Below are 19,737 nucleotides of genomic sequence, written 5' to 3' on the forward strand. Positions count from 1 at the left end.
AGGAGGTGGAGGCGAACGCGTCCAGGGTCAGGCGGAGTCGCGTTCGATCACGGCGAGGTAGCGTGTCGGCGCCGACTCCGGTAGGGGCGAGTCCTCCGCGAGGCTGAGTGCGATGCCCGCGAGGTAGCGACCCAGCCCCGCGATGTCGAAGCGGATCGACGTGATGCGCGGTTCGACGGCGGCCGCGAGGGGGATGTCGTCGTGACCGATGACCGCGATATCGCCCGGCACGTTCAGCCCCGCGCGGATGGCCGCCCCGACGAGGGCGATCGCGACGTCGTCGTTGTACGCGACGATGCCGGTCGCGTCAGCCTCCCGCGCGACGTCGAGCGCCCGCGCCGCGGAATCGTCGTCTGCAAGCGACACGGCGCCCGCGTCCACGAGTGTCACCCCCGCGTCGCGGGCGGCGTCGGCGGCTCGCGCGTATCGCTCGTCGACCAGGCCGGCCAGTCGCGCATCCGCCGTGCCGACGAACGCGAGCACTCGGTGGCCCTTGTCTGCGAGATGGGTGACCTGCAGTGCGGGGCCCTGCTCGGTGTACGCCTCGATGGGGACGTGGGCGGGATCGGGGACGATCTTGTGCACGCCCGCCGCGTGGAGCTGATCCAGCCGCTCGGGCGCGAAGGGCGTGAGCGACATCACCACGTCGGGCTGCAGGGTCTCCCACAGGGGTCGCGCCTTGCCCGCGTGCAGCGGGTTGTGCGTGACCAGCGAGTAACCGGCCTCGTCCAGGGCGAGGGTGGCCTCCTCAATGTTGCGACGCATGGTGAAGTCGATGGGCCAATCCGGCAGGACGAGCAGGATGATCCGCGACTGGCCGCTCGCGAGTGCCCGGGCGGCGAGGTGCGGCCGGTATCCGAGCCGCCGGGCCTCGGCCAGCACACGCTCGCGCGTATGGGGCGGGATCGTCTGCCCTGGGGTGTCGTTCAGGACGAAGCCCACCGTGGCGCGCGAGAGACCGAGGGACCGCGCGACATCGGCCGCGGTCACGCGGCGATTGGCGGCCTGGGATCGCTCGGGTGACGAGGATCCGGGCACAGGGGAATCGGAAGCTCTCACGACGTCATCCTAATGACGGGCAGCCTCTTCCCGGCGCGCCGCCGGCCGCGGTGTCGAGGCGTTCTCGACCTGTGCGAGGTGCTGGTTGACGTCGGCCTGCCTGCCGTATCCCGCGCTGTCGCGCACGCACTCGGGGCACCAGTGCCCGGCCGTGAGGATGAGCCGAGGGCTCGCCGCGAAGACATGCCCGAAGCCGCAGCGCCAGACGAGCGGGGCCGAAGGGGCGCCCGCCTCGGTGCTCAGCAGCTCGCCACCGCGGAAGACCGCCGCGCCTGCGTAGTCGTCCACGGTCCACGTCGACGGATCCTTCGATTCGTCGTATCCATGGTCGAGGAGAACCGGCATGCGAGACGGAGCCGGAGGCGTGAAGGTGCTCCAGTCGCCGATCCACTCCCAGGTCTCGCGTGAGCCGAAGTACGCGGCCACCTCATCCTCGCGTCCTCCCCGCACGGCGCCCATGGTGCCCCGGGGTCGGCGGGTGAGGGGCTTCATGACGAGGTGCTTCACGAGCCACGCGGGCACCTTGCCGGCCGAGCGCACCGACGAGGGGGCGGCGGCCAGCGCCCGCTCGAGCGCGTCCTTCACGGTGTCCTGCCGGAACGGGACGAGTTCGTGCAGGCGGTCGCTGTCGCTGTACCACTGCCCGTGGAAGTTCTTCAGCGCGAACCAGTTGCGCTCGTACCAGCCGCGGATGTCGCGAACGCCCATCGCGCCACCCAGCATCGTCTGCAGCTCCCAGTTCGTCAGCCGCCACTGCTCGCCGCCGCCGATGTTGTAAACGCCGCGCCAGAACTGCTCGGGGACACCGCGCGACGCGACGCCGACGAGCAGCCGAGCGGAATCTTCGGCGGTCGCCCACTCCATGACTCCGGAGAACGGCGAGTGCGTCATGATCGGGTCGCGGATCTCGAGCATCCCGGGGTGGAAGATGCCGGTCTGACGCAGCCACGCCCAGCGGGGGAGGCCCGAGTCCACGAGCAGCCGCTCCGCGACGATCTTCGTCTGCCCGTACTCGTCGAACTGCGACACGCGCAGCGGATCGCCCACGCGTCCCCAGTGCACAGGCTCCTGCCGATCCCCGGTCTCGGCGACCGACCCGATGCCGATGACGGCGACGGCGGCCGGGTCGGGCAGGGCGCGCACAGCGCGCACGATGTTCTGCATTGAGCCGATGTTCACCCGGCGGGCGAGGTCGGGGTGGTCGTCGGCGAAGGGGGAGACGATGGCCCCGACGTGCAGAACGACGTCGACGCCGGAGATCGCCCGGCGGACGTCGTCGTAGCGCGTGAGGTCTCCTCGGAACACCTCGAGGTTCGGCATGTCCGCGAATTCGGCGAGCGCGGCATCGTCGGCCGCCGATCGCAGGGCGAACGCCCGCACGCGGATGTCGGGTCGCTCGCGGAACGCGCGCAGGGTGGCGCGCCCCCAGTTGCCGGTCGCGCCGGTCAGGAGAACGGTGCGGTCGAAGGTGTCGGGCATGGGTCTCGTTTCGGGTGTCGGTCGCGTGCTCGGTCGGCACCGCCGGGTGCGGCGCACGTGAGCGGGTATCCGCTCACGCACTATCTCGCGCTAGTGAGACCTTACGTACCATGGCCGGTGTGCGCAAGGCAACAACTTGCGCGCGCAAGTTGCCGTTGGTAGGTTCGTCGCGCTTGCACGCGCAAGTTCCCCGCTTCACGGAAGCGCTTCTTCGACGACGGAGTCCAGATGAACAACCAGACCACGGCCGGGCCGCTTGTCACCCAGACCTCGGCGACGATCGGCCCGGCGCCGGGTGGCCGGGCCGCCGCAGTCGGGACCGATTCGGGCGGCGGCCTGGATCTGCCACAGGTCGGCCCGCGCTACGACTGGCTGATGACGCTCGCGCAGTTCGGCGTCTTCATGGCGTTCATCACCCCGATGGCGATCTCGCTCACGATCAGGGTCAATGCGCTCGCCCCCGGCCACCCCGAGTTCCTCGGCCTGATCACCGGTGCCGGCGCACTGTTCGTGATGCTCACGTCGCCCTTCATGGGCGTCTGGAGCGACCGCACGCGCACCCGGATCGGGCGCCGGCGGCCGTTCCTCATCGGCGGCATGCTCGTCGGGACCGCGGCGCTGTTCGTCATGGCCCTCGCACCGAACGTGCTGCTCCTCGGAGCGGGATGGATCCTCGCTCAGGCGGGCTGGGGGACTGCGCTCAGCAACCTCAACATCTCGCAGGCCGACCGCCTGCCCGAGGCCCAGCGCGGCCGGGTTGCGGGTCTGACGAGCTTCGCCACGCAGATCGCGCCCGTCTTCGGCGTCATCCTCGCCCAGTTCTTCACGGGCGACCCCCTGCTGCTGTTCCTGGTGCCCGGCGCCGTCGGGATCGTCTTCGTGCTGCTCTTCGTCACGCTCGTGCATGAGGATGACAGCCGCGGGATGCCGAAGGACGCGCTCACCGTCACCCAGCTGCTCGCGAAGTACCTGTTCAACCCCCGGAAGTACCCCGACTTCTCGTGGAACTGGCTGGGACGGTTCCTCTTCTACACCGGCATCACCCTGAACACGACCTACACCGCGTACTTCTTCGCCGACCGCCTGGGAGTGGCCGTGGAATCGGTGACCGGCGTCATCGCCTCCCTCAGCCTCGGCAGCATCCTCGCTGTGACCGCCGGCGCCCTCGGAGGCGGCTTCCTGTCGGACCGCCTGCATCGGCGGCGGATCTTCGTCCTGATCGGCGGCGTGATCATGGCCGCGGGAATGCTCGTCTCGGGCCTCGCCCCGGACCTCACGATGCTGATCGTCGGCTCGCTGGTCACGTCGATCGGCCTGGGCCTGTTCGCGGCCGTCGATACCGCCCTGCTCCTAGACGTCCTCCCCGAGCGCGAGACGGACGCGGGCCGGTTCATGGGCATCGTGGGCTTCGCGACGTCGATTCCGCAGTCGCTCGCGCCGCTCGCGGCCTCCGCGATCCTGCTCATCGGGGTCACGGGAGCCGACCGCAACTACACGCTGCTGTACCTCGTGGGTGCGCTCTCCGTCGTCCTCGCCGGCGCGGTCGTGATGCGCATCCGTTCGGTCCGCTGAGGCCGCCCATCCTGACCTGACGACCGCCGCCATCTGACTGGAGCTCACTCGCCATGACCGACGACCTCTCGCATCTCAGCCTGGAGCAGAAGGCATCTCTGCTCTCCGGACGCGACTGGGGCTCGACCAAGCCCATCGACGACGCCGGCGTCCGCTCCGTCAGCATGGCGGACGGCCCTCACGGCGTCCGATACCAGGACGCCGACTCCGATCACCTGGGCATCGGCCACAGCGCCCCGTCGACATGCTTCCCGCCCGCTGTCGCCGTGGGGTCCAGCTGGGATCCGCAGCTCGCCGAGGCCGTCGGCGCCGGTGTCGCACGCGAGGCTTCCGCGTTCGGCCTGGATCTCGTGCTCGGGCCGGGCGTGAACATCAAGCGCTCGCCGCTGTGCGGCCGCAACTTCGAGTACTACTCGGAGGACCCTTTGATCTCGGGTGTGCTCGGCGCGGCGTACGTCACCGCGCTGCAGGAGGTCGGCCCCGGCGCCTCGGTGAAGCACTTTGCGGCCAACAACCAGGAGACCGAGCGCATGCGTGTCAGCGCGGATGTCGACGAGCGGACCCTGCGTGAGATCTACCTGCCCGCGTTCGAGCGCGTGGTCACCGAGGCGCAGCCCGCCACGGTGATGTGCTCGTACAATCGGATCAACGGCGTGCCCGCCTCGCACAACCGCTGGCTGCTCACGGATGTCCTCCGCGGCGACTGGGGCTACCAGGGCGCCGTGGTCTCCGACTGGGGCGCCGTCAGCGACCGCGTCGAGGGCGTGCGCGCGGGTATGGATCTCGAGATGCCCGGCAGCAACGGCGCGACCGACGCGCAGATCGCGGCGGCCGTCGAGTCCGGGGCCCTGGAGGAGGCGCTCGTTGACGCATCCGTCCGGCGCGTGCTCGCCCTCACCGAGCGCCCGCGGCCGTCGGTGTCCGAGATCCCCGTCGACGCCCACCATCGTGTCGCTCGTGAGGTGGCGGCAGGCTCCGTGGTGCTGCTGAAGAACGAGGGCGGCGCGCTCCCGCTGGAGGCCCGCACGACCGTCGCGGTCATCGGCGCGTTCGCCACCGAGCCCCGCTTCCAGGGCGGCGGCAGCTCCCACATCAACGCCACCCGCACGGACACCGCGCTCGCGGAGATTCAGGCGCTCGCCGGTCCCCGCGAGGTGAGGGTCGTCCACGCCCCCGGCTTCTCCCTCGATGCGGACGCGGATGCTGTCGAGGCCGAGGCGCTCAGGGAGGACGCGGTGGCCACCGCGTCGGCTGCGGACGTCGCCGTCGTGTTCGCCGGGTTGGGCGAGCGGGAGGAGTCGGAGGGCTTCGACCGCACGACTCTGCTGCTCCCCGAGCGGCAGGTCGAGCTGATCCGCGCGGTGGCGCAGACCGCGGCGAGGACCGTCGTGGTGCTCTCTAATGGCGGCGTCGTGTCCCTGGAAGGATGGCACGACGAGGTCGACGCCATCGTCGAGGGGTTCCTCCTCGGCCAGGCCGGAGGCGGCGCGCTGGCGGACATCCTGTTCGGCGTGGTCAACCCGTCCGGACATCTCGCCGAGACCATCCCGCTGCGGCTCGAGGACAATCCGAGCTGGCTGAACTTCCCCGGTGAGCAGGGGCACGTCCGCTACGGCGAGGGCGTCTTCGTCGGCTACCGCTACTACACGACCGCGGGCATCCCTGTGCGGTACCCCTTCGGGCATGGCCTGTCGTACACCACCTTCGAGACGACCGGCCTAGAAGTCGCGGCCACCGGCTCCAATACAGCCTCCGCGCACGTCACCGTGCGCAACACGGGCTCTGTCACGGGCAAGCACGTGGTGCAGCTGTACGTCTCGACGACGGCAGGACGCGTCCGCCGTCCTCTCCGCGAGCTGCGTGCGTTCGCCAAGGTCGAACTGCAGCCTGGCCAGTCGCGTACCGTGACGTTCGAGCTCGACCGGCGCGCCTTCGCCTACTGGGACGTCGAAGCGGGCGACTGGGTGGTCGCATCGGGCGACTACGCGGTGCAGGTGTGCGCAGATGCGCAGACCCTGATCGCGGAGCAGATCATCTCGCTCGCGGGGGACACCGTGGTGCGCGAGCTCAGCATGGAGTCCTCGGTCGGCGACTGGTTCGCCCACCCGCTGGTCGGCCCGGCGCTTATGGAAGGGCTGACCGCGTCGATGACGCCCGAGCAGCAGCAGCAGGCGGAGGCGAACCCGGACGGCCTGCGGATGGTCGAGTCGATGCCGATGCGGCAGTTCCTCGTCTTCACCAACGGCGCGATCCCCGCCGAGGCCCTCGAGCAGCTCATCGGGTTGAGCAGGATGCCCGCGCCGGTGGTGTGACCGTGACGTCGCCATCCGTATGCACCGTGCCCTGCGGAGCCGAGGAGCTGCGCCGCTCTCGTGAGGAGTCCGCCCATGAGTGAGAGCACTTCCGCCAGCACTACCGCGGCGACAGGCGGCATGGTCGAACCGCGGATCGTCGACCTGCTCGTCGTCGGCTCAGGCGCCGGCCTCGCGGCCGCCGTGTCCGCCCGCGAGCTGGGCGCCGACGTACTGGTGATCGAGAAGACCGACCTGGTGGGTGGATCGACCGCACGCTCCGGGGGCGCCTTCTGGGTGCCGGCGAATCCGCTTCTCGCTCAGGAGGCGCCCGAGGACACACTTGAGGACGCGCGCACGTACCTCGAGGACCTCGTCGGAGATGCCGCTCCGCGCGAGCGCTGGGAGAGCTGCCTGGAGCACGGCCCCGATGCCATCCGGATGCTGCAGCGCACGACGCGGATGCAGTTCAGCTGGGCGCGCGGCTACTCCGACTACCACCCCGAGCGTCCGGGCGGCTCGGCCCTCGGTCGCAGCTGCGAATCCCGGCCCTTCGATGCCGCGCTCCTCGGGAGGAATCGCACGCGGCTGCGCCCGGCGACAATGGCCGCACCGATCCCCATGCCCGTCACGGGCGCCGACTACAAGTGGCTCAACCTCATGCTTCGCGTGCCGCAGCGCGGATTGTGGGTCGCGGTCAAGCGCGCGATCCAGGGCCTCGGCGGCCTCGTGCTCGGGCGCCGATACGTCGCCGGGGGGCAGGCCCTCGCGGCGGGTCTTTACGACGCCGCTCTGCGAATGGGAGTCCCCGTCTGGACGCGCACTGCGCTCGAGCGGCTGGTGGTCGAGGACGGGCAGGTCACCGGTGCGATCGTCCGTCGCGGGGGAGAGCTCATCCAGGTGACGGCCACGCGCGGTGTCGTCCTCGCCGCCGGCGGCTTCGACCACGAACTCGAGCGCCGTCGTCGTGAGCAGTCCGCGCTGCTCGGGGACTGGAGTCTGGGCGCCGACGGCAACACCGGCGATGCGATCGCCGCCGGGCAGGCGGTCGGCGCGGGCCTGGCGCTCATGGATCAGGCGTGGTGGTTCCCCGCCGTCGCGCCGCTGCCGGGGGAGAGGCCAGTCGTGCTGCTGGCGGAGCGCTCGCTTCCCGGGTCGTTTATGGTCGACCAGGAGGGCAGGCGCTTCATCAACGAAGCCACCGACTACATGTCGTTCGGGCAGGAGCTGCTGCGGCGCGAGCGGGAGGGGCGCCCGGTGCGGGAGATGTGGCTCGTGTTCGACCAGAGCTACCGCAACAGGTACCTGCTCGGGGGCAGTGTCTTCCCGCGCATGCCTCTGCCGAAGGCCTGGTACGACCACGGCATCGCTGTGAGGGCCGGATCCTGGCGCGAGCTCGCGAGCAGGACGCGGCTTCCGGCCGACACGCTGGCGCATACCGCCGAGCGCTTCGCTCAGCTCGCGGCGGCCGGGGTGGATGACGACTTCCACCGGGGCGGCAGCGCGTACGACCGCTACTACGGCGACCCCACAGTCAGGCCCAACCCCAATCTCCGTCCGCTCGACGAGCGCCGCCTCTACGCCGTGCGCATCGTGCTGTCCGACCTCGGCACGTGCGGCGGGCTCGCCGCCGACGAGCATGCCCGTGTCCTGACCGACGACGGGCAACCGATCCCCGGCCTGTACGCGATCGGCAACACGGCCGCCAATGTGTACGGCAACCGGTACCCCGGGGCAGGGGCCACCATCGGGCAGGGCCTCGTGATGGGCCACGTCGCCGCACGGCATGCGCTGTCGGCTGCCGGTCCGGGGCAGGGCGGAGTCCGTGGCTGAGGATCGGGTCCGCATCGGGGTTCTCGGCGCCGCGAGGATCGTCCCACAGGCCCTGCTGCGACCGGCTTCCGAGATCCGCGGTCTCGATGTGGTCGCGATCGCTGCGCGTGACCGCGCGAAGGCAGACGCATTCGCTCGGAAGCACAGCATCCCGATGGTGCACGGTTCGTATGACGGGCTTCTCGCGGACGACAGCATCAACGCCGTCTACATCCCTCTGCCGCCGTCGCTGCACGCACCGTGGGCGATCGCCGCGCTCGAAGCGGGCAAGCACGTGCTGGTGGAGAAGCCCTTCACAGCCGAGCCCGACGCTGCGGTGCGGATCGTCAACGCCGTGGGGCGCAGCGACCGGGTGCTGATGGAGGCCTATCACTCCCACCATCACCCGTTCCAGCGCCGGCTCACCGAGATCGTCCGGTCCGGCGAACTCGGGCAGATCCGGTCCGCTCGTGCGACGTTCTGCGTGCCGATCCCCCCGGGGAAGGACATCCGATGGCAGAAGGCCCTCGGAGGCGGCGCCCTGCTCGACCTCGGCTACTACCCGACTCGCCTGCTCACCGAGCTGCTGGGCCCGCCGGTGCGCGTCGACGACGCCCGCGCGAGCGTAATGCGCGAGGTGGATCGGCGCATCACGGCGACGATGACGTACCCGGGGGATGTGCGCGGCGAAGTCGTCGCCTCGATGTGGTCCGCCCGGCTCTTCGACATGTCGCTCGTCGTCACGGGCACGCACGGGCGAATGCGGGTCACGTTCCCGTATCACCCCCAGCACGGAGCACGCGCCAGGGTCGTGGCGAACGGCGAGCGCCGCGAGGAAGCCGCGGAGCGGCGGTCGACCTACGCGTTCCAGGCAGAGACCTTCCGCGATGCAGTGCTCGATGGAGCAGCGATCTCCACCGGTGCCGAAGAGGCCGCGGCTCATCAGCGCCTGCTCGCGCGCATCGCCGCCGCCGCGGGACTCGAGGACCGCGCACGGTGACGGCTCCCGACGTCACGACCGTGACCGGCGCGAAGCGTCGGCGCGCGCGCACGCGACGTCACCTGCTGGATGCCGCCAAGACGGCCTTCGCCGCGCACGGCGTCGCCGGCTGCTCGATCCAGACGATCTGCGGGCACGCCGGATACTCGCGGGGCGCCTTCTACTCGAACTTCACCTCGAAGGAGCAGCTCCTGATCGAGCTGGCCGCCGAGATCGCGCACAACACGATCGCCCGGGTCCGCGCTGTCGCCCTCGTAGAGGCGCACTCTGCAGGAGACTGGCGCGCACGCGTCCGACACGCGGTCGACGAATCACTCGCCGAGGACTCTGCGGTGCTGATCCTGACGGAGGTCAGGCTGCTGTCGATCCGGCTCCCAGAGGCCCGCGACATCGCGCGCGGGTTCTTCGCGTCGCTCGAGTCGCAGACGGCAGCCCTCGTCAGCGAGTTCACGTCTCAGAGGGGACTGAGCCTGCGTATGCCGGTGCCCCTCGCGGCGCGCGTCGTGATCGCCCTGTGGCTCGATGAGGCGTCGCGGCGCGCTATGCGCCGGCACACCGGCAGCGATTCCGCAGAGTCCGATGGCGACGCGCTGTGGCAGGCGGTCGCCGCACTCGTCGTCGCCTGACCCTCCCAGCTGCCCGCTGCGAACGGCAGGGGAGGACCCCCGTCAGACAACGCCACCGCGGTAGGCGAACGCGACGAGCTGCCCGCGGTCGCGTGCGCCCAGCTTGGTCATGGCGCGATTGAGGTGGGTCTTCACCGTCAGCGGCGAGATGAAGAGGCGCTGGGCGATGGTCGCGTTGTCCTCTCCCCGTGCTGCTGCCGCGACGAGGTCGCGCTCTCGGGGGGTCAGTGTCGCCACGAGAGCCGCGAGCTCCGGGTCGATCTCGGCGCGGGGCTGGTTCGGCGCCGCGGACAGATGGGTGATCACGGCACGAGACGCGCGGGCGGACAGCGAGGATTCGCCTGCGGCCACGCGCTCGACGGCCCCGATGATCTCATCGGGATCGGCGGCCTTCCCGAGGAACCCGTCGGCTCCCGCCGACAGCGCGGCGACCACGTCTCTGTCCCCGTCGAATGTCGTCAGCACGAGGATGCGGACGTCCTCGAGGGAATCGTCGGAGCGGATCTCCTTCGTCGCAGCGGCGCCATCCTGCCCGGGCATCCGGAGATCCATGAGCACGACGTCCGGATGCAGGCTTCGCGCGAGCTCCACACCACGCGCGCCGTCCGGCGCCTCGCCGACAACGGAGACGTCCGCGGATTCGAGGACGCTGCGCAGGCCGGCGCGGATCACGGCCTGATCGTCGACCAGCAGGACGCGGATCATCCCAGCCCCTCCGTTTCGTGAGCGTGGAGCGGCAGGGTCGCGCGCAGGACGAACCGATGCGGCTCGGCGCTCGCGCGGAGCGTGCCGTGCACGCTCGCTGCACGTTCCCGCATGCCGATGAGCCCGAAGCCGCGCACGTCTTCGCGCGCGGTGCCGCGGAGCCGATTGACGACATGGATGCGCAGCGTGCGATCGTCATGCCTGATCGACACGGTGACCGGATCCGTCCCGTGCTTGCGCGCGTTCGTGAGTGATTCCTGAACGATGCGGTACGTGGCGACGCCGACCGATCGGTCGAGCGAGGCCGGCAGGCTCGCGCTGTACTCGACGTGCATGCCGGTCGCTCTCGTGGCCTCCACGAGTGCCTCGAGCCCGTCCAGGCCGGGGAGCGCCCCCCGCTCGTCCTCGGCGCTGTCGCCGGGATTCCGAAGCACCGCCAGGACATCCTGAAGCTCGTCCACGACGGCGCGGGCCGAGGCCCGCACCTGCTGGAGCGCGGTCCGGGCTCGCTCGGTGTCGCCGGTCAGGTGCCGTTCGGCGGCGCCCGCGTGGATGGCGACGGCGGAGACCGTGTGCGCGACCGAGTCGTGGAGGTCGCGAGCGATGCGGAGCCGTTCCTCGTCGACCTTATGGCGCACCTCGCTTTCGCGGTAGGCGGCCGCGGATCGGCTGTGCTCTTCGAGCGCGCGGACGTAGTCGTCGTTCGTGCGCAGGAACAGGCCGACCGAGACGACCGCCGCGGTCCACACAGGCAGGATCAGCGCCACCGGCTCGAGCGGTGCCGCCCGGAAGACGACCACGGCGCCGACGTAGAGCAGCGTGGCGTGCGCCGCGCCGAACCAGAGGGCGATGCGGCGCGGACGGCGGAGCGCGAGAGAGAACAGGCAGACCTCGGCGGCGACCCACAGCGGCACCGCGCCCGCCGGTGCCAGCAGGGCCAGCCCGCTGACGAGAAGCGCGGCGGACGCGGCCACGATCGGAAGCCGTCGGCGCGCCGCCACGGACGCTGCGGCGAGAACCACCACTGGGAGCGTGGAGAACGAGCCCGTGGAGATCTCGCGCGTCAGTTCGACAACAAGCGCGATCGCCGCTGCCGCATCGAGCGCCCACTCGATGCGGTTCAGGCCCAGACCGAGGCCGCGCGGGCGCTGCGGCGCCGAGAGGGAACCGTCGCTCATATCAGCACTCTGCCACGCCGCGGCGGTACCGGGCCGACCACAGCACGCGCCCGATACCGCCACGGGCATCACCGGACGCCGGCCGGCGCGGGCGTCGCCGTCTCCTCCGACGACGACGCGGTCGGCCGCTCGAGCGCGGCGCCCTCCACATCGATGTTCGGCAGGATGCGGTCGAGCCATCGCGGCATCCACCAGGCCGCCTTCCCGAGCAGGGCGAGTGCCGCAGGCACAAGCACCATGCGGACGATGAAGGCGTCTGCGACGACACCCACCGTGAGCGCGAGGGCGATGGAGCCGACCAGGGAGGAGGGGCTCATCGCGAACCCGCCGAACACCGCGGCCATGATCGCGGCGGCTGCGACGACGACGATCGCCGAGCGGCGGAAGCCCGTGCGGATCGCTTCCACCGGGGACATGCCCTGCGTGTGGGCCTCGTGCATGCGAGACACGAGGAACACCTGGTAGTCCATCGCGAGCCCGAACAGGATGCCCGTCACGACGATCGGCAGCAGGCTCAGCAGCGGGTTGCCTTGCGGTGACGTGATCAGCGCGTCCAGCCAGCCCCACTGGAAGACGGCGACGGTCGCGCCGAGGCCGGCGCCGAGGGACAGCAGGAAGCCGATCGTGGCGACGAGAGGAACGAGGATCGAGCGGAAGAGCACGATCATCAGCAGCAGCGACAGGCCCACGATAAGAGCGATGTACGTGGTCAGCGCCGACTGCAGCTGTTCGTCGGAGTCGAGGCCCATCGCCGTGCCGCCGGTGACGAGCAGCTGGGCGTCGTCCACCTGGCGGTCCTCGGCGCGCAGATCGCGCACGAGGTCCTTCGTCTCGTCGTCGAGCGGGCCGTGCTCCGACATGACGGTGAGCATGGCGACGTCACCGCGGTCGTTGACGCCGGCCGGGACGACCATGGCGACGTCGTCGAGCTCGGACAGGTGCTCATGAATATCCGGCAGCACCTGCTCCACGTCGTCGTGCCGCACCAGGACCACAAGAGGATCCTGTGCGCCCTCACCGAACTCGTCCGCGATCAGCTCGTACGCCGCGCGCTGGCTCGACTCGGGGTCCTCGCCGCCGGGGACATTCAGCGTCGTCTGCATGGCCGTCACCGGAAGTGCCAGCGCGCCGAGCAGCAGCGCGCCGCCGAAGAGGCTCGCCACGCGGTGGCGGGTGACGAAGTTCGCCCATCCGGTGATGAAGCGCCCGCCGCTGCCCGGATGTGTGCTGCGCGACGCACGGTCCTTGCGCGACAGTGCACGGCGGCCCATGAAGCTCAGCATCGCCGGAAGCAGCGTGAGCGCCATCAGGACGGCGACGGCGACGGCGAACGCGGCCGCCAGGCCCATCTCACCGAGGAACGTGATCCCGACGACGGTCAGTCCGACCAGGGCGATGATGACGGTCGCGCCCGCGAAGACGACGGACGACCCCGCGGTGCCCACGGCGCGGGCGATGGCGTCCTCGACGCTCGCGCCCTCACGCAGCTCGGACCGGAAGCGGGCGAGGATGAACAGGCAGTAGTCGATCCCGACCGCGAGCCCCAGCATGACCGCGAGGATCGGCGTGAGCGAGCCGATCGGGGCGATCGCCGAGAAGCCCAGCACACCGAGGATGCCGACACCCACACCGACGAGCGCGCCGAGCATGTTCGCGCCCGCGGCCACGAGCGATCCATAGGTGATCAAGAGGACGATGAACGCCAGCGCGGCGCCGACGATCTCGCTCGGGCCCATGATCTCCGGCACGCCCGACTCGAGGCTCCCGCCGACCTCCGCGGTGAGACCGTCGGCGCCCAGGCCGGCAGCGACGTCCGCGACCTCCTCGGAGACCCGTTCGGCGTCCGCATCGGGGTCGACCTCGAGCGACACCACGGCCGTGCTCAGATCCTGCGAGACGTACGGTCGCGCAGGATCGAACGGGTCGGAGACGGTCAGAACGCCGTCGATCGCCGCGAGCTCGTCCCGGGCGGCGGCGATGTCTGCGCCGATCTCTGGGTCCGTGACATCCGCGTGGTCTCCTGTGCTCACAACGAGCTGCAGCGCCTTCGCGGCGTCATCGTCGGTCGGGAACTCCTCCTCCAGCACCGACATCGCCTTGCTCGAGGGCGTGCCGGGAACGTCGAAGGCGCCGTCGCTGAACTTCATGCCGCTCAGTGCGACGACGGCGAGGGCGACGAGCGCGACGACCCAGCTGAACACCGTGGCCCAGCGATGGCGGGCGCTGAAGCGCCCCAGACGTGACAGCAGACGAGCCATAAGGCCCCTTCCTCAAGACAGGAAATCGGACGATCTCCAGCCTTTCCGCCGCAGCGGCGCGCCACGTCTGCCAGGCGCAGGATCTTCATCTACTGCGAGCGCAGTAGGCGCGGCGACGCGCGCAGTTCTCAGCGCGCGGCGAGATCCCCCGTGGGCTCGCCGTTAGCGAGAGCGAGGAGCTGGTCCAGCTACTCGCGGGTGAAGTTTCCGCTGCTCATCGCGACGGCCTGCCTGAGCGGGATCGCCGCGAACATCCGCATCGCGTCAGAGCCGAGGCCCTCGACCGTGTCGACGCCCTGCGCCGCGCCGGACATGTCGGCCACCAGTGGGCCGACGACCGGGTGCGCCATCATCTCTCCGACGGTCGACGCATCGGTCAGTGGCGTCTCGGCGACGTCACCCGCCAGCTCGACAGATGCCGACAGGCGCAGGTCGCGGCGGGAGGCGCCGACGTGCACGACGTCGGCCCCCGGCTCGAGGACCCACCGCCCCGCCGCCGTGTCCCAGAAGGACAGATCCTCGCGGCGGAGGTCGACGTCAATGGTCGCGGACTCGCCGGGTTCCAGCTCGACGGCGTCGAAGGCGGCGAGCTCGCGGACGGCCCGCCGCACAGTGGCACCGGGAGCGCTCACGTAGAACTGCGCAACCTCGCGGCCCCGACGGGAGCCCGTGTTGGTCACGGTGACGCTCGCCGTGAGTCCGTTCGTCGCGGCGCTCACGCGCAGGTCACTGTACGCGAATGAGGTGTACGACAGCCCATGGCCGAAGGGATACCTTGCCCTGCGAGGTGCGTGTGCGGTCGATGAGGTATCCCATGAGGAAGTTCGTGCCCGCGTGCAGGATCTACGAGACGATCGGGAACACGATGAGGAACGCGCCTCCCCACAGCCCGGGCACGCCCAGAACGTCCGTGTAGTAGACGTTGAGGTAGCTCGCCAGCACGGCGTTGAGGAGGAGCGCGCCAGCCGGGCCGATGAGATACCCGAGCCACCGCTCGCGCGCCGAGACCTGTGCCGAGCGCACGCGACTCGTGAACAGCGGAGCGTCGAGCAACCGCGTCCGCATCGGCGTGCGAGTCGTCATTGTCATGGAAAGCCTCTCTGCTTCTTCACCGCTCAGCGCCGAAGCGTAATAGCGCGCGCTAGTGATCGTAGCGGAGGCAGGCATGCACATTGTTAACCTTGTGCGCGTCGTGTAGCTCGCGCTATCGGCGGTGTCGTCGACGACATCGCCGTTCGGGCATGCTCTGCAAGGACGCTCGTGACCAACGGACCAGATCCCGGCCTGTGGCGTCTCACCTAGGTTGCGAAAGTCTCACCTAGCTTGAGAACTGACAGTGGAGGGGCTGACGGGAATCGAACCCGCGCTGTCTGCTTGGGAAGCAGAAGTTCTGCCATTGAACTACAGCCCCGCGCGCGTGGAGCACGCGACTCCGCCAGCATAACAGGGGCTGCGGGCACCCCGGGATCCCCCGACAGCAAGTAGCGTCGGCTTCATGGGACGCGACGACCGGTACACCGAGACCTTCACCTCGGTGCCCGAAGGGCATCAGGGGCCCTATGTCATCCCGCCTCTCGACGAGATGCGGCGTCGCGGGACGCGCACGCCGACTCCGCGGGCCTCCCGACCCCGACGGCGCGGGCGCGGGTGGCTCGTCCTCCCGATCCTCCTCGTGATCGTGGTGGCGGCGTTCGAGACACGGCTCTTCGGGCTGTGGCCGGTCGTCGTGGAGACCGTCGAGACGTGGATCAGCGGCGCGCCGGACGAGCCCGAGCCCGTCGTGCCGACCGCGGATGCCGATGCCGATGCCGAGCCATCCGCCCCGCCCGCGCCGCAGCCATCCGAGTTCCCTCCCGTCGACGCGGCCCGGCTCGCGGCCATCCTGGATGCCCCCGAAGCGCACGTGGGCGAGGGGTTCGTCGCGTACGCGGAGATCCTCGCGCCGGACACGCCGGAGGCCGATGTGCCCGCCGACGCCGCCGCGCACCTCGTCACGCTGAGCGCGCGCCAGCCCGCGACCGCGTACGAGTACGTCGGCGACAACCAGACGGTCATCGTCGACCCCGAGGGGCGCCCCGTCGAGACGGGCGACGTGCTCCTCGTCTCGCTCGCCGTGCCCGACCCCGAGAGCTTCGAGTCGTACTACGACCTCGCGGGGATCGACTTCGCGCGGTTCGACGTCGTCGAGCTCGAGATCGTCGGGCTCTACGACCTCGCGCAGGACGTGACCCTCGGCGAGCTGAGGCTCGACGGCGACGAGCCCGTCCTGCCCGTGAGCGTCCGGAACTCCGCCGATGTGCCGATGGAGTACGCGATCGACATCACCGCCCTGAACCCCGACGGGTCGGAGGCGGCGACGTCGATCGCCTGGTCCGCCGACATCGCGCCGGGCGAGACGGGTGCGGCCGACGTCACGCTGTACGGGGCGGTCCCGGATGGCGTCATGTTCCGCATCGACAGCGTCTCGCGCTACGCGCACTGAGGCGGATGGCCGCGGCCGACTACGCTGGCACCGTGCTGCTCTCGGATCGCGACATCAAGGCCCAGCTCGACGCCGACCGCATCAGGCTCGACCCGCTCGATCTCGCGATGGTGCAGCCCTCGAGCGTCGACGTGCGCCTCGACCGGTACTTCCGTCTCTTCGACAACCACAAGTACCCCTTCATCGACCCCGCCGAGGACCAGCCCGAGCTCACCCGCCTCATCGAGGTCAAGCCCGACGAGCCGTTCATCCTGCACCCCGGCGAGTTCGCGCTCGGCGCGACGTTCGAGCAGGTCACGCTCCCGGATGACATCGCGGCCCGCCTCGAGGGCAAGTCGTCGCTCGGGCGCCTCGGCCTCATCACCCACTCGACGGCGGGCTTCATCGACCCGGGCTTCACCGGCCATGTCACGCTCGAGCTCGCGAATGTCGCGACGCTGCCGATCAAGCTCTGGCCGGGCATGAAGATCGGCCAGCTCTGCTTCTTCCAGCTGACCTCGGCGGCCGAGAACGCCTACGGCTCGGGCCCCTACGGCAACCGCTACCAGGGGCAGCGCGGGCCGACCGCCTCCCGCTCGTTCCAGAACTTCCATCGGACGGACGTGTCGGTGAGCGATGCGGGCGCGAGCGGGGCCTGACCTACAGCCGCTTCAGATGCACCGCCGCCATCGCGAGCGCGGCGATCGACTCGCCGTCTGAGATCTCCCCGGACACGGACATCCGCAGCGCCTCGTCGAGCGGCACCCACCGCGAGGCGGTGATGCCCTCCTCGGCCTGATGCGCGGCCGCGTCGTGAGCGGACGTGAGCCCGCGGGCGACGAACACCGTCTCGGGGGCGACGCAGATGCCGTTGAGCGCGTTCATCCGCCCCACCTCGATCCATTCGGCCGCCTCGAGCCCGCTCTCCTCGAGCAGCTCTCGACGCGCGGCCTGCTCGGCCGGCTCGCCATCGCTGCCGCCCGCGACGACCTCCCACGATCGTCCGACCGTGTAGCGGTCGACCTCGACGAGCAGCACGCGGTCCTCCTCGTCGAGCGCGACGACGAAGACCGCCGGATGCCGCAGCTCGACGACGCCGTAGATGCCCTCCCCGCCGTCCGGCCGGGCGACCTCGTCCTCCCGCACGCGGATCCACGGATTCTCGTACACGGTGCGCGTGCGCTTCGTCTGCCAGGCCATGGCCCCATCGTAGGAAGGCGCCCCGCATGTCGCCGATCGGTGCCAGGATCGACTCTCGTGGCATCACTGGGTGAGATCGTCGCGCCGCGGCGGATGGGGCGCGACTTCCGATGGCTCCTCGCGTCGTCGTGGACGAGCAACATCGGCGACGGCATCGCGCTCGCGGCAGGGCCGCTGCTCGTCGCGTCGCTGACCGACTCCCCGTTCCTCGTGGCCTCGGCGGCACTGCTGCAGTACCTGCCGTGGCTGCTGTTCGGACTGCACGCCGGCGCGATCGCCGACCGATTCGACCGCCGCACGCTCGTCATGATCGCGAACGCGCTCCGCGCGCTGGTCGTGGCGATGCTCTGCGTGTTCATCGTCACCGGCGCGGTGAACATCGGGATCGTGCTCGTCACGATGTTCGCCTACGGGGTCGCCGAGGTGTTCGCCGACTCCGCGAGCAGCACGCTGCTGCCGATGCTCGTCGACCACGACGACCTCGGCGTCGGCAACGCGCGCATGCAGGGCGGCTACCTCGTCGCGAACCAGTTCGCGGGGCCGCCCCTCGGCGCCTTCCTCTTCGCCGCCGGCTCCGCCTGGCCGTTCGCCGCGCAGATCGTCTGCGTCCTGCTCGCGATCCTCCTCGTCTCGCGCATCGCCCTCCCGCCGCTCCCGCCGCGCGAGGGCGGCCATCCGCCCGTCCGCCGCGACATCGCGGAGGGCCTGCGCTGGACGTGGCGAAACCCGCCCATGCGCACGCTCGCGATCGTCATCCTCGTCTTCAACATCACGTGGGCGGCGCCGTGGGGCGTGCTCGTCCTCTACGCGACCGAGCACCTGCACATGGGCGCCGTCGGCTATGGGATGCTCACGACGGCATCCGCCGCGGGCGGTCTGCTCTCGACGATGGCGTTCGGATGGCTCGAGCGGCATGTCTCGTTCGCCACGCTCATGCGCGTGTGCCTGTCGCTCGAGGTGGTCATGCACCTCGCCTTCGCGCTCACGACCGAGGGATGGCTCGCGCTCGTCATCATGGGAGTGTTCGGCGCGTACGCGTTCGTGTGGGGCACGATCTCGACGACGGTGCGCCAGCGGGTGGTGCCGAACGAGCTCCAGGGGCGCGCGAGCTCGCTGAACATGGTGTGCGTGTTCGGCGGGATGGTCGTGGGCCAGGCGCTCGGCGGCGTGATCGCGCAGCTGTGGGGCCTGACCGCCCCGTGGTGGTTCGCGTTCGGCGGCGCCGGCATCACGCTGCTGCTCGTCTGGCGGCAGCTCGGCCACATCGCTGCCGCGAAGCGCGCGCCGGCGTGACCGCACGGCGGGCGCCGGGCGGACCGTCAGGAGACTGCGGCACGCTGAGGGCGTGAGCAGGCGCCGGAGGAGCACGACGCAGGCCGCCGCGGTCGTCGTGAGCGGCGTCGTGGGTGCGGGCGTGCTCGTCGGGCTGATCGCCCTGGCCGTGCGGCCGGCGGAACCCGCTCCGCAGGCACCCACCTCGGCCGCCGCGCTCGCGACGCCGTCGTCGGACGGCGCCACGGTCGACGCCGAGTGGCTCGCGGCGACGGCCGCGTCGCAGGGGATCCCCGAGCGCGCGCTCGCGGCATACGGGGCGGCCGACCTCGGCGCGCGGGCGACCTACGGCTGCGCGGTCGGATGGAACACGCTCGCCGGCATCGGATGGGTCGAGAGCCGGCACGGGGCGCTCGAGGGCGGAGCCGTGGACGGCGACGGCGTCGCCCGCCCGGCGATCATCGGCATTCCGCTCGACGGCACGAACCGCACCATGGCCATCCCCGACACCGACGGCGGCGCTCTCGACGGGGACGCGGTCTGGGATCGCGCGGTCGGGCCCTTGCAGTTCATCCCGGAGACCTGGGCCATCTGGGCCGTCGACGCCGACGGCGACGGCCGTGCGGACCCGCACGACATCGACGACGCCGCGGCGACGGCCGCGCGCTACCTCTGCCAGGCGCACGGGACGCTCGATTCGCCCGAGGCCTGGATCGGCGCCATCCGCTCGTACAACGACACCGATGACTACCAGCGGCAGGTCGCGGAGGCTGCGACGCGGTATGCCGAAGGCGGATGAACCCGATGTCGCCCGCTCGCGCTAA

The 19,737-nt window shown here is 70.7% G+C and carries 17 protein-coding genes and 1 tRNA gene; 9 read left to right on the forward strand and 9 right to left on the reverse strand.

Going from position 1 to position 19,737, the window contains the following annotated elements:
* Positions 1–27: 27 nt before the first annotated feature.
* Both M1D56_RS00940 and M1D56_RS00945 read right to left on the reverse strand, forming a co-directional pair.
* Positions 28–990: a LacI family DNA-binding transcriptional regulator gene (locus tag M1D56_RS00940; RefSeq protein WP_456284383.1), complete on the reverse strand. Its 963-nt coding sequence runs from the start codon at positions 988–990 to the stop codon at positions 28–30.
* 78 nt (positions 991–1,068) lie between these two features.
* Positions 1,069–2,538 (reverse strand): NAD-dependent epimerase/dehydratase family protein, encoded by a 1,470-nt coding sequence (locus tag M1D56_RS00945; RefSeq protein WP_456284384.1) that lies wholly within the window; start codon positions 2,536–2,538, stop codon positions 1,069–1,071.
* A 228-nt stretch (positions 2,539–2,766) separates the two neighbouring features.
* Between M1D56_RS00945 and M1D56_RS00950 the strand changes: the two genes are divergently transcribed.
* The 5 genes from M1D56_RS00950 to M1D56_RS00970 all read left to right on the forward strand — a co-directional run bounded on the left by M1D56_RS00950 (position 2,767) and on the right by M1D56_RS00970 (position 9,839).
* Positions 2,767–4,110 carry an MFS transporter gene (locus tag M1D56_RS00950; RefSeq protein WP_456284385.1) on the forward strand — a complete coding sequence of 448 codons (1,344 nt, stop codon included), beginning with the start codon at positions 2,767–2,769 and terminating at the stop codon, positions 4,108–4,110.
* Positions 4,111–4,163: 53 nt separating this feature from the next.
* Positions 4,164–6,422, forward strand: coding sequence for a beta-glucosidase (locus tag M1D56_RS00955; RefSeq protein WP_456284386.1), 2,259 nt, complete (start codon positions 4,164–4,166; stop codon positions 6,420–6,422).
* A 75-nt stretch (positions 6,423–6,497) separates the two neighbouring features.
* On the forward strand, positions 6,498–8,234 hold the full coding sequence (locus M1D56_RS00960; RefSeq protein ID WP_456284387.1) for a 3-ketosteroid-delta-1-dehydrogenase: 1,737 nt from the start codon (positions 6,498–6,500) through the stop codon (positions 8,232–8,234).
* On the forward strand, positions 8,227–9,213 hold the full coding sequence (locus tag M1D56_RS00965) for a Gfo/Idh/MocA family protein (protein WP_456284388.1): 987 nt from the start codon (positions 8,227–8,229) through the stop codon (positions 9,211–9,213). The genes M1D56_RS00960 and M1D56_RS00965 overlap by 8 nt, the downstream gene beginning before the upstream one ends.
* Entirely contained in the window at positions 9,210–9,839 is a 630-nt protein-coding gene (locus M1D56_RS00970) for a TetR/AcrR family transcriptional regulator (RefSeq protein WP_456284389.1), read from the forward strand. The genes M1D56_RS00965 and M1D56_RS00970 overlap by 4 nt, the downstream gene beginning before the upstream one ends.
* 42 nt (positions 9,840–9,881) lie before the next feature.
* On the opposite strand, the gene M1D56_RS00975 is transcribed toward M1D56_RS00970, so the two are convergent.
* The 6 genes from M1D56_RS00975 to M1D56_RS01000 all read right to left on the reverse strand — a co-directional run bounded on the left by M1D56_RS00975 (position 9,882) and on the right by M1D56_RS01000 (position 15,391).
* On the reverse strand, positions 9,882–10,544 hold the full coding sequence (locus M1D56_RS00975; protein ID WP_456284390.1) for a response regulator: 663 nt from the start codon (positions 10,542–10,544) through the stop codon (positions 9,882–9,884).
* Complete coding sequence (locus M1D56_RS00980; RefSeq protein ID WP_456284391.1) at positions 10,541–11,785, reverse strand: sensor histidine kinase; 1,245 nt, start codon at positions 11,783–11,785, stop codon at positions 10,541–10,543. Before M1D56_RS00980 ends, M1D56_RS00975 begins: the two co-directional genes overlap by 4 nt.
* A 5-nt stretch (positions 11,786–11,790) precedes the next feature.
* Entirely contained in the window at positions 11,791–13,980 is a 2,190-nt protein-coding gene (locus M1D56_RS00985; protein ID WP_456284392.1) for an MMPL family transporter, read from the reverse strand.
* 188 nt (positions 13,981–14,168) lie between these two features.
* The gene (locus M1D56_RS00990; protein ID WP_456284393.1) at positions 14,169–14,699 is read right to left on the reverse strand and encodes a fibronectin type III-like domain-contianing protein; all 531 of its coding nucleotides are present in this window, start codon (positions 14,697–14,699) and stop codon (positions 14,169–14,171) included.
* A 124-nt stretch (positions 14,700–14,823) separates the two neighbouring features.
* Positions 14,824–15,069, reverse strand: coding sequence for a hypothetical protein (locus M1D56_RS00995; protein ID WP_456284394.1), 246 nt, complete (start codon positions 15,067–15,069; stop codon positions 14,824–14,826).
* Between the two features lie 248 nt (positions 15,070–15,317).
* Positions 15,318–15,391, reverse strand: a tRNA-Gly gene (locus M1D56_RS01000).
* Between the two features lie 84 nt (positions 15,392–15,475).
* On the opposite strand from M1D56_RS01000, the gene M1D56_RS01005 reads away from it, so the two are divergent.
* Positions 15,476–16,462, forward strand: coding sequence for a hypothetical protein (locus M1D56_RS01005; protein WP_456284395.1), 987 nt, complete (start codon positions 15,476–15,478; stop codon positions 16,460–16,462).
* Positions 16,463–16,494: 32 nt separating this feature from the next.
* Entirely contained in the window at positions 16,495–17,100 is a 606-nt protein-coding gene (gene dcd / locus M1D56_RS01010) for a dCTP deaminase (protein ID WP_271174620.1), read from the forward strand.
* Between the two features lies 1 nt (position 17,101).
* Here the strand turns inward: dcd and M1D56_RS01015 are convergent, their stop codons facing one another.
* Entirely contained in the window at positions 17,102–17,641 is a 540-nt protein-coding gene (locus M1D56_RS01015; protein WP_456284396.1) for an NUDIX domain-containing protein, read from the reverse strand.
* Between the two features lie 57 nt (positions 17,642–17,698).
* Here M1D56_RS01015 and M1D56_RS01020 point away from each other — a divergent pair, with 57 nt between their 5' ends.
* Positions 17,699–18,934 (forward strand): MFS transporter, encoded by a 1,236-nt coding sequence (locus M1D56_RS01020; RefSeq protein WP_324013033.1) that lies wholly within the window; start codon positions 17,699–17,701, stop codon positions 18,932–18,934.
* Positions 18,935–18,986: 52 nt separating this feature from the next.
* Positions 18,987–19,712 (forward strand): lytic murein transglycosylase, encoded by a 726-nt coding sequence (locus tag M1D56_RS01025; RefSeq protein WP_456284397.1) that lies wholly within the window; start codon positions 18,987–18,989, stop codon positions 19,710–19,712.
* Positions 19,713–19,737: the final 25 nt, after the last annotated feature.

The organism is Microbacterium sp. JZ101 (assembly GCF_053903175.1).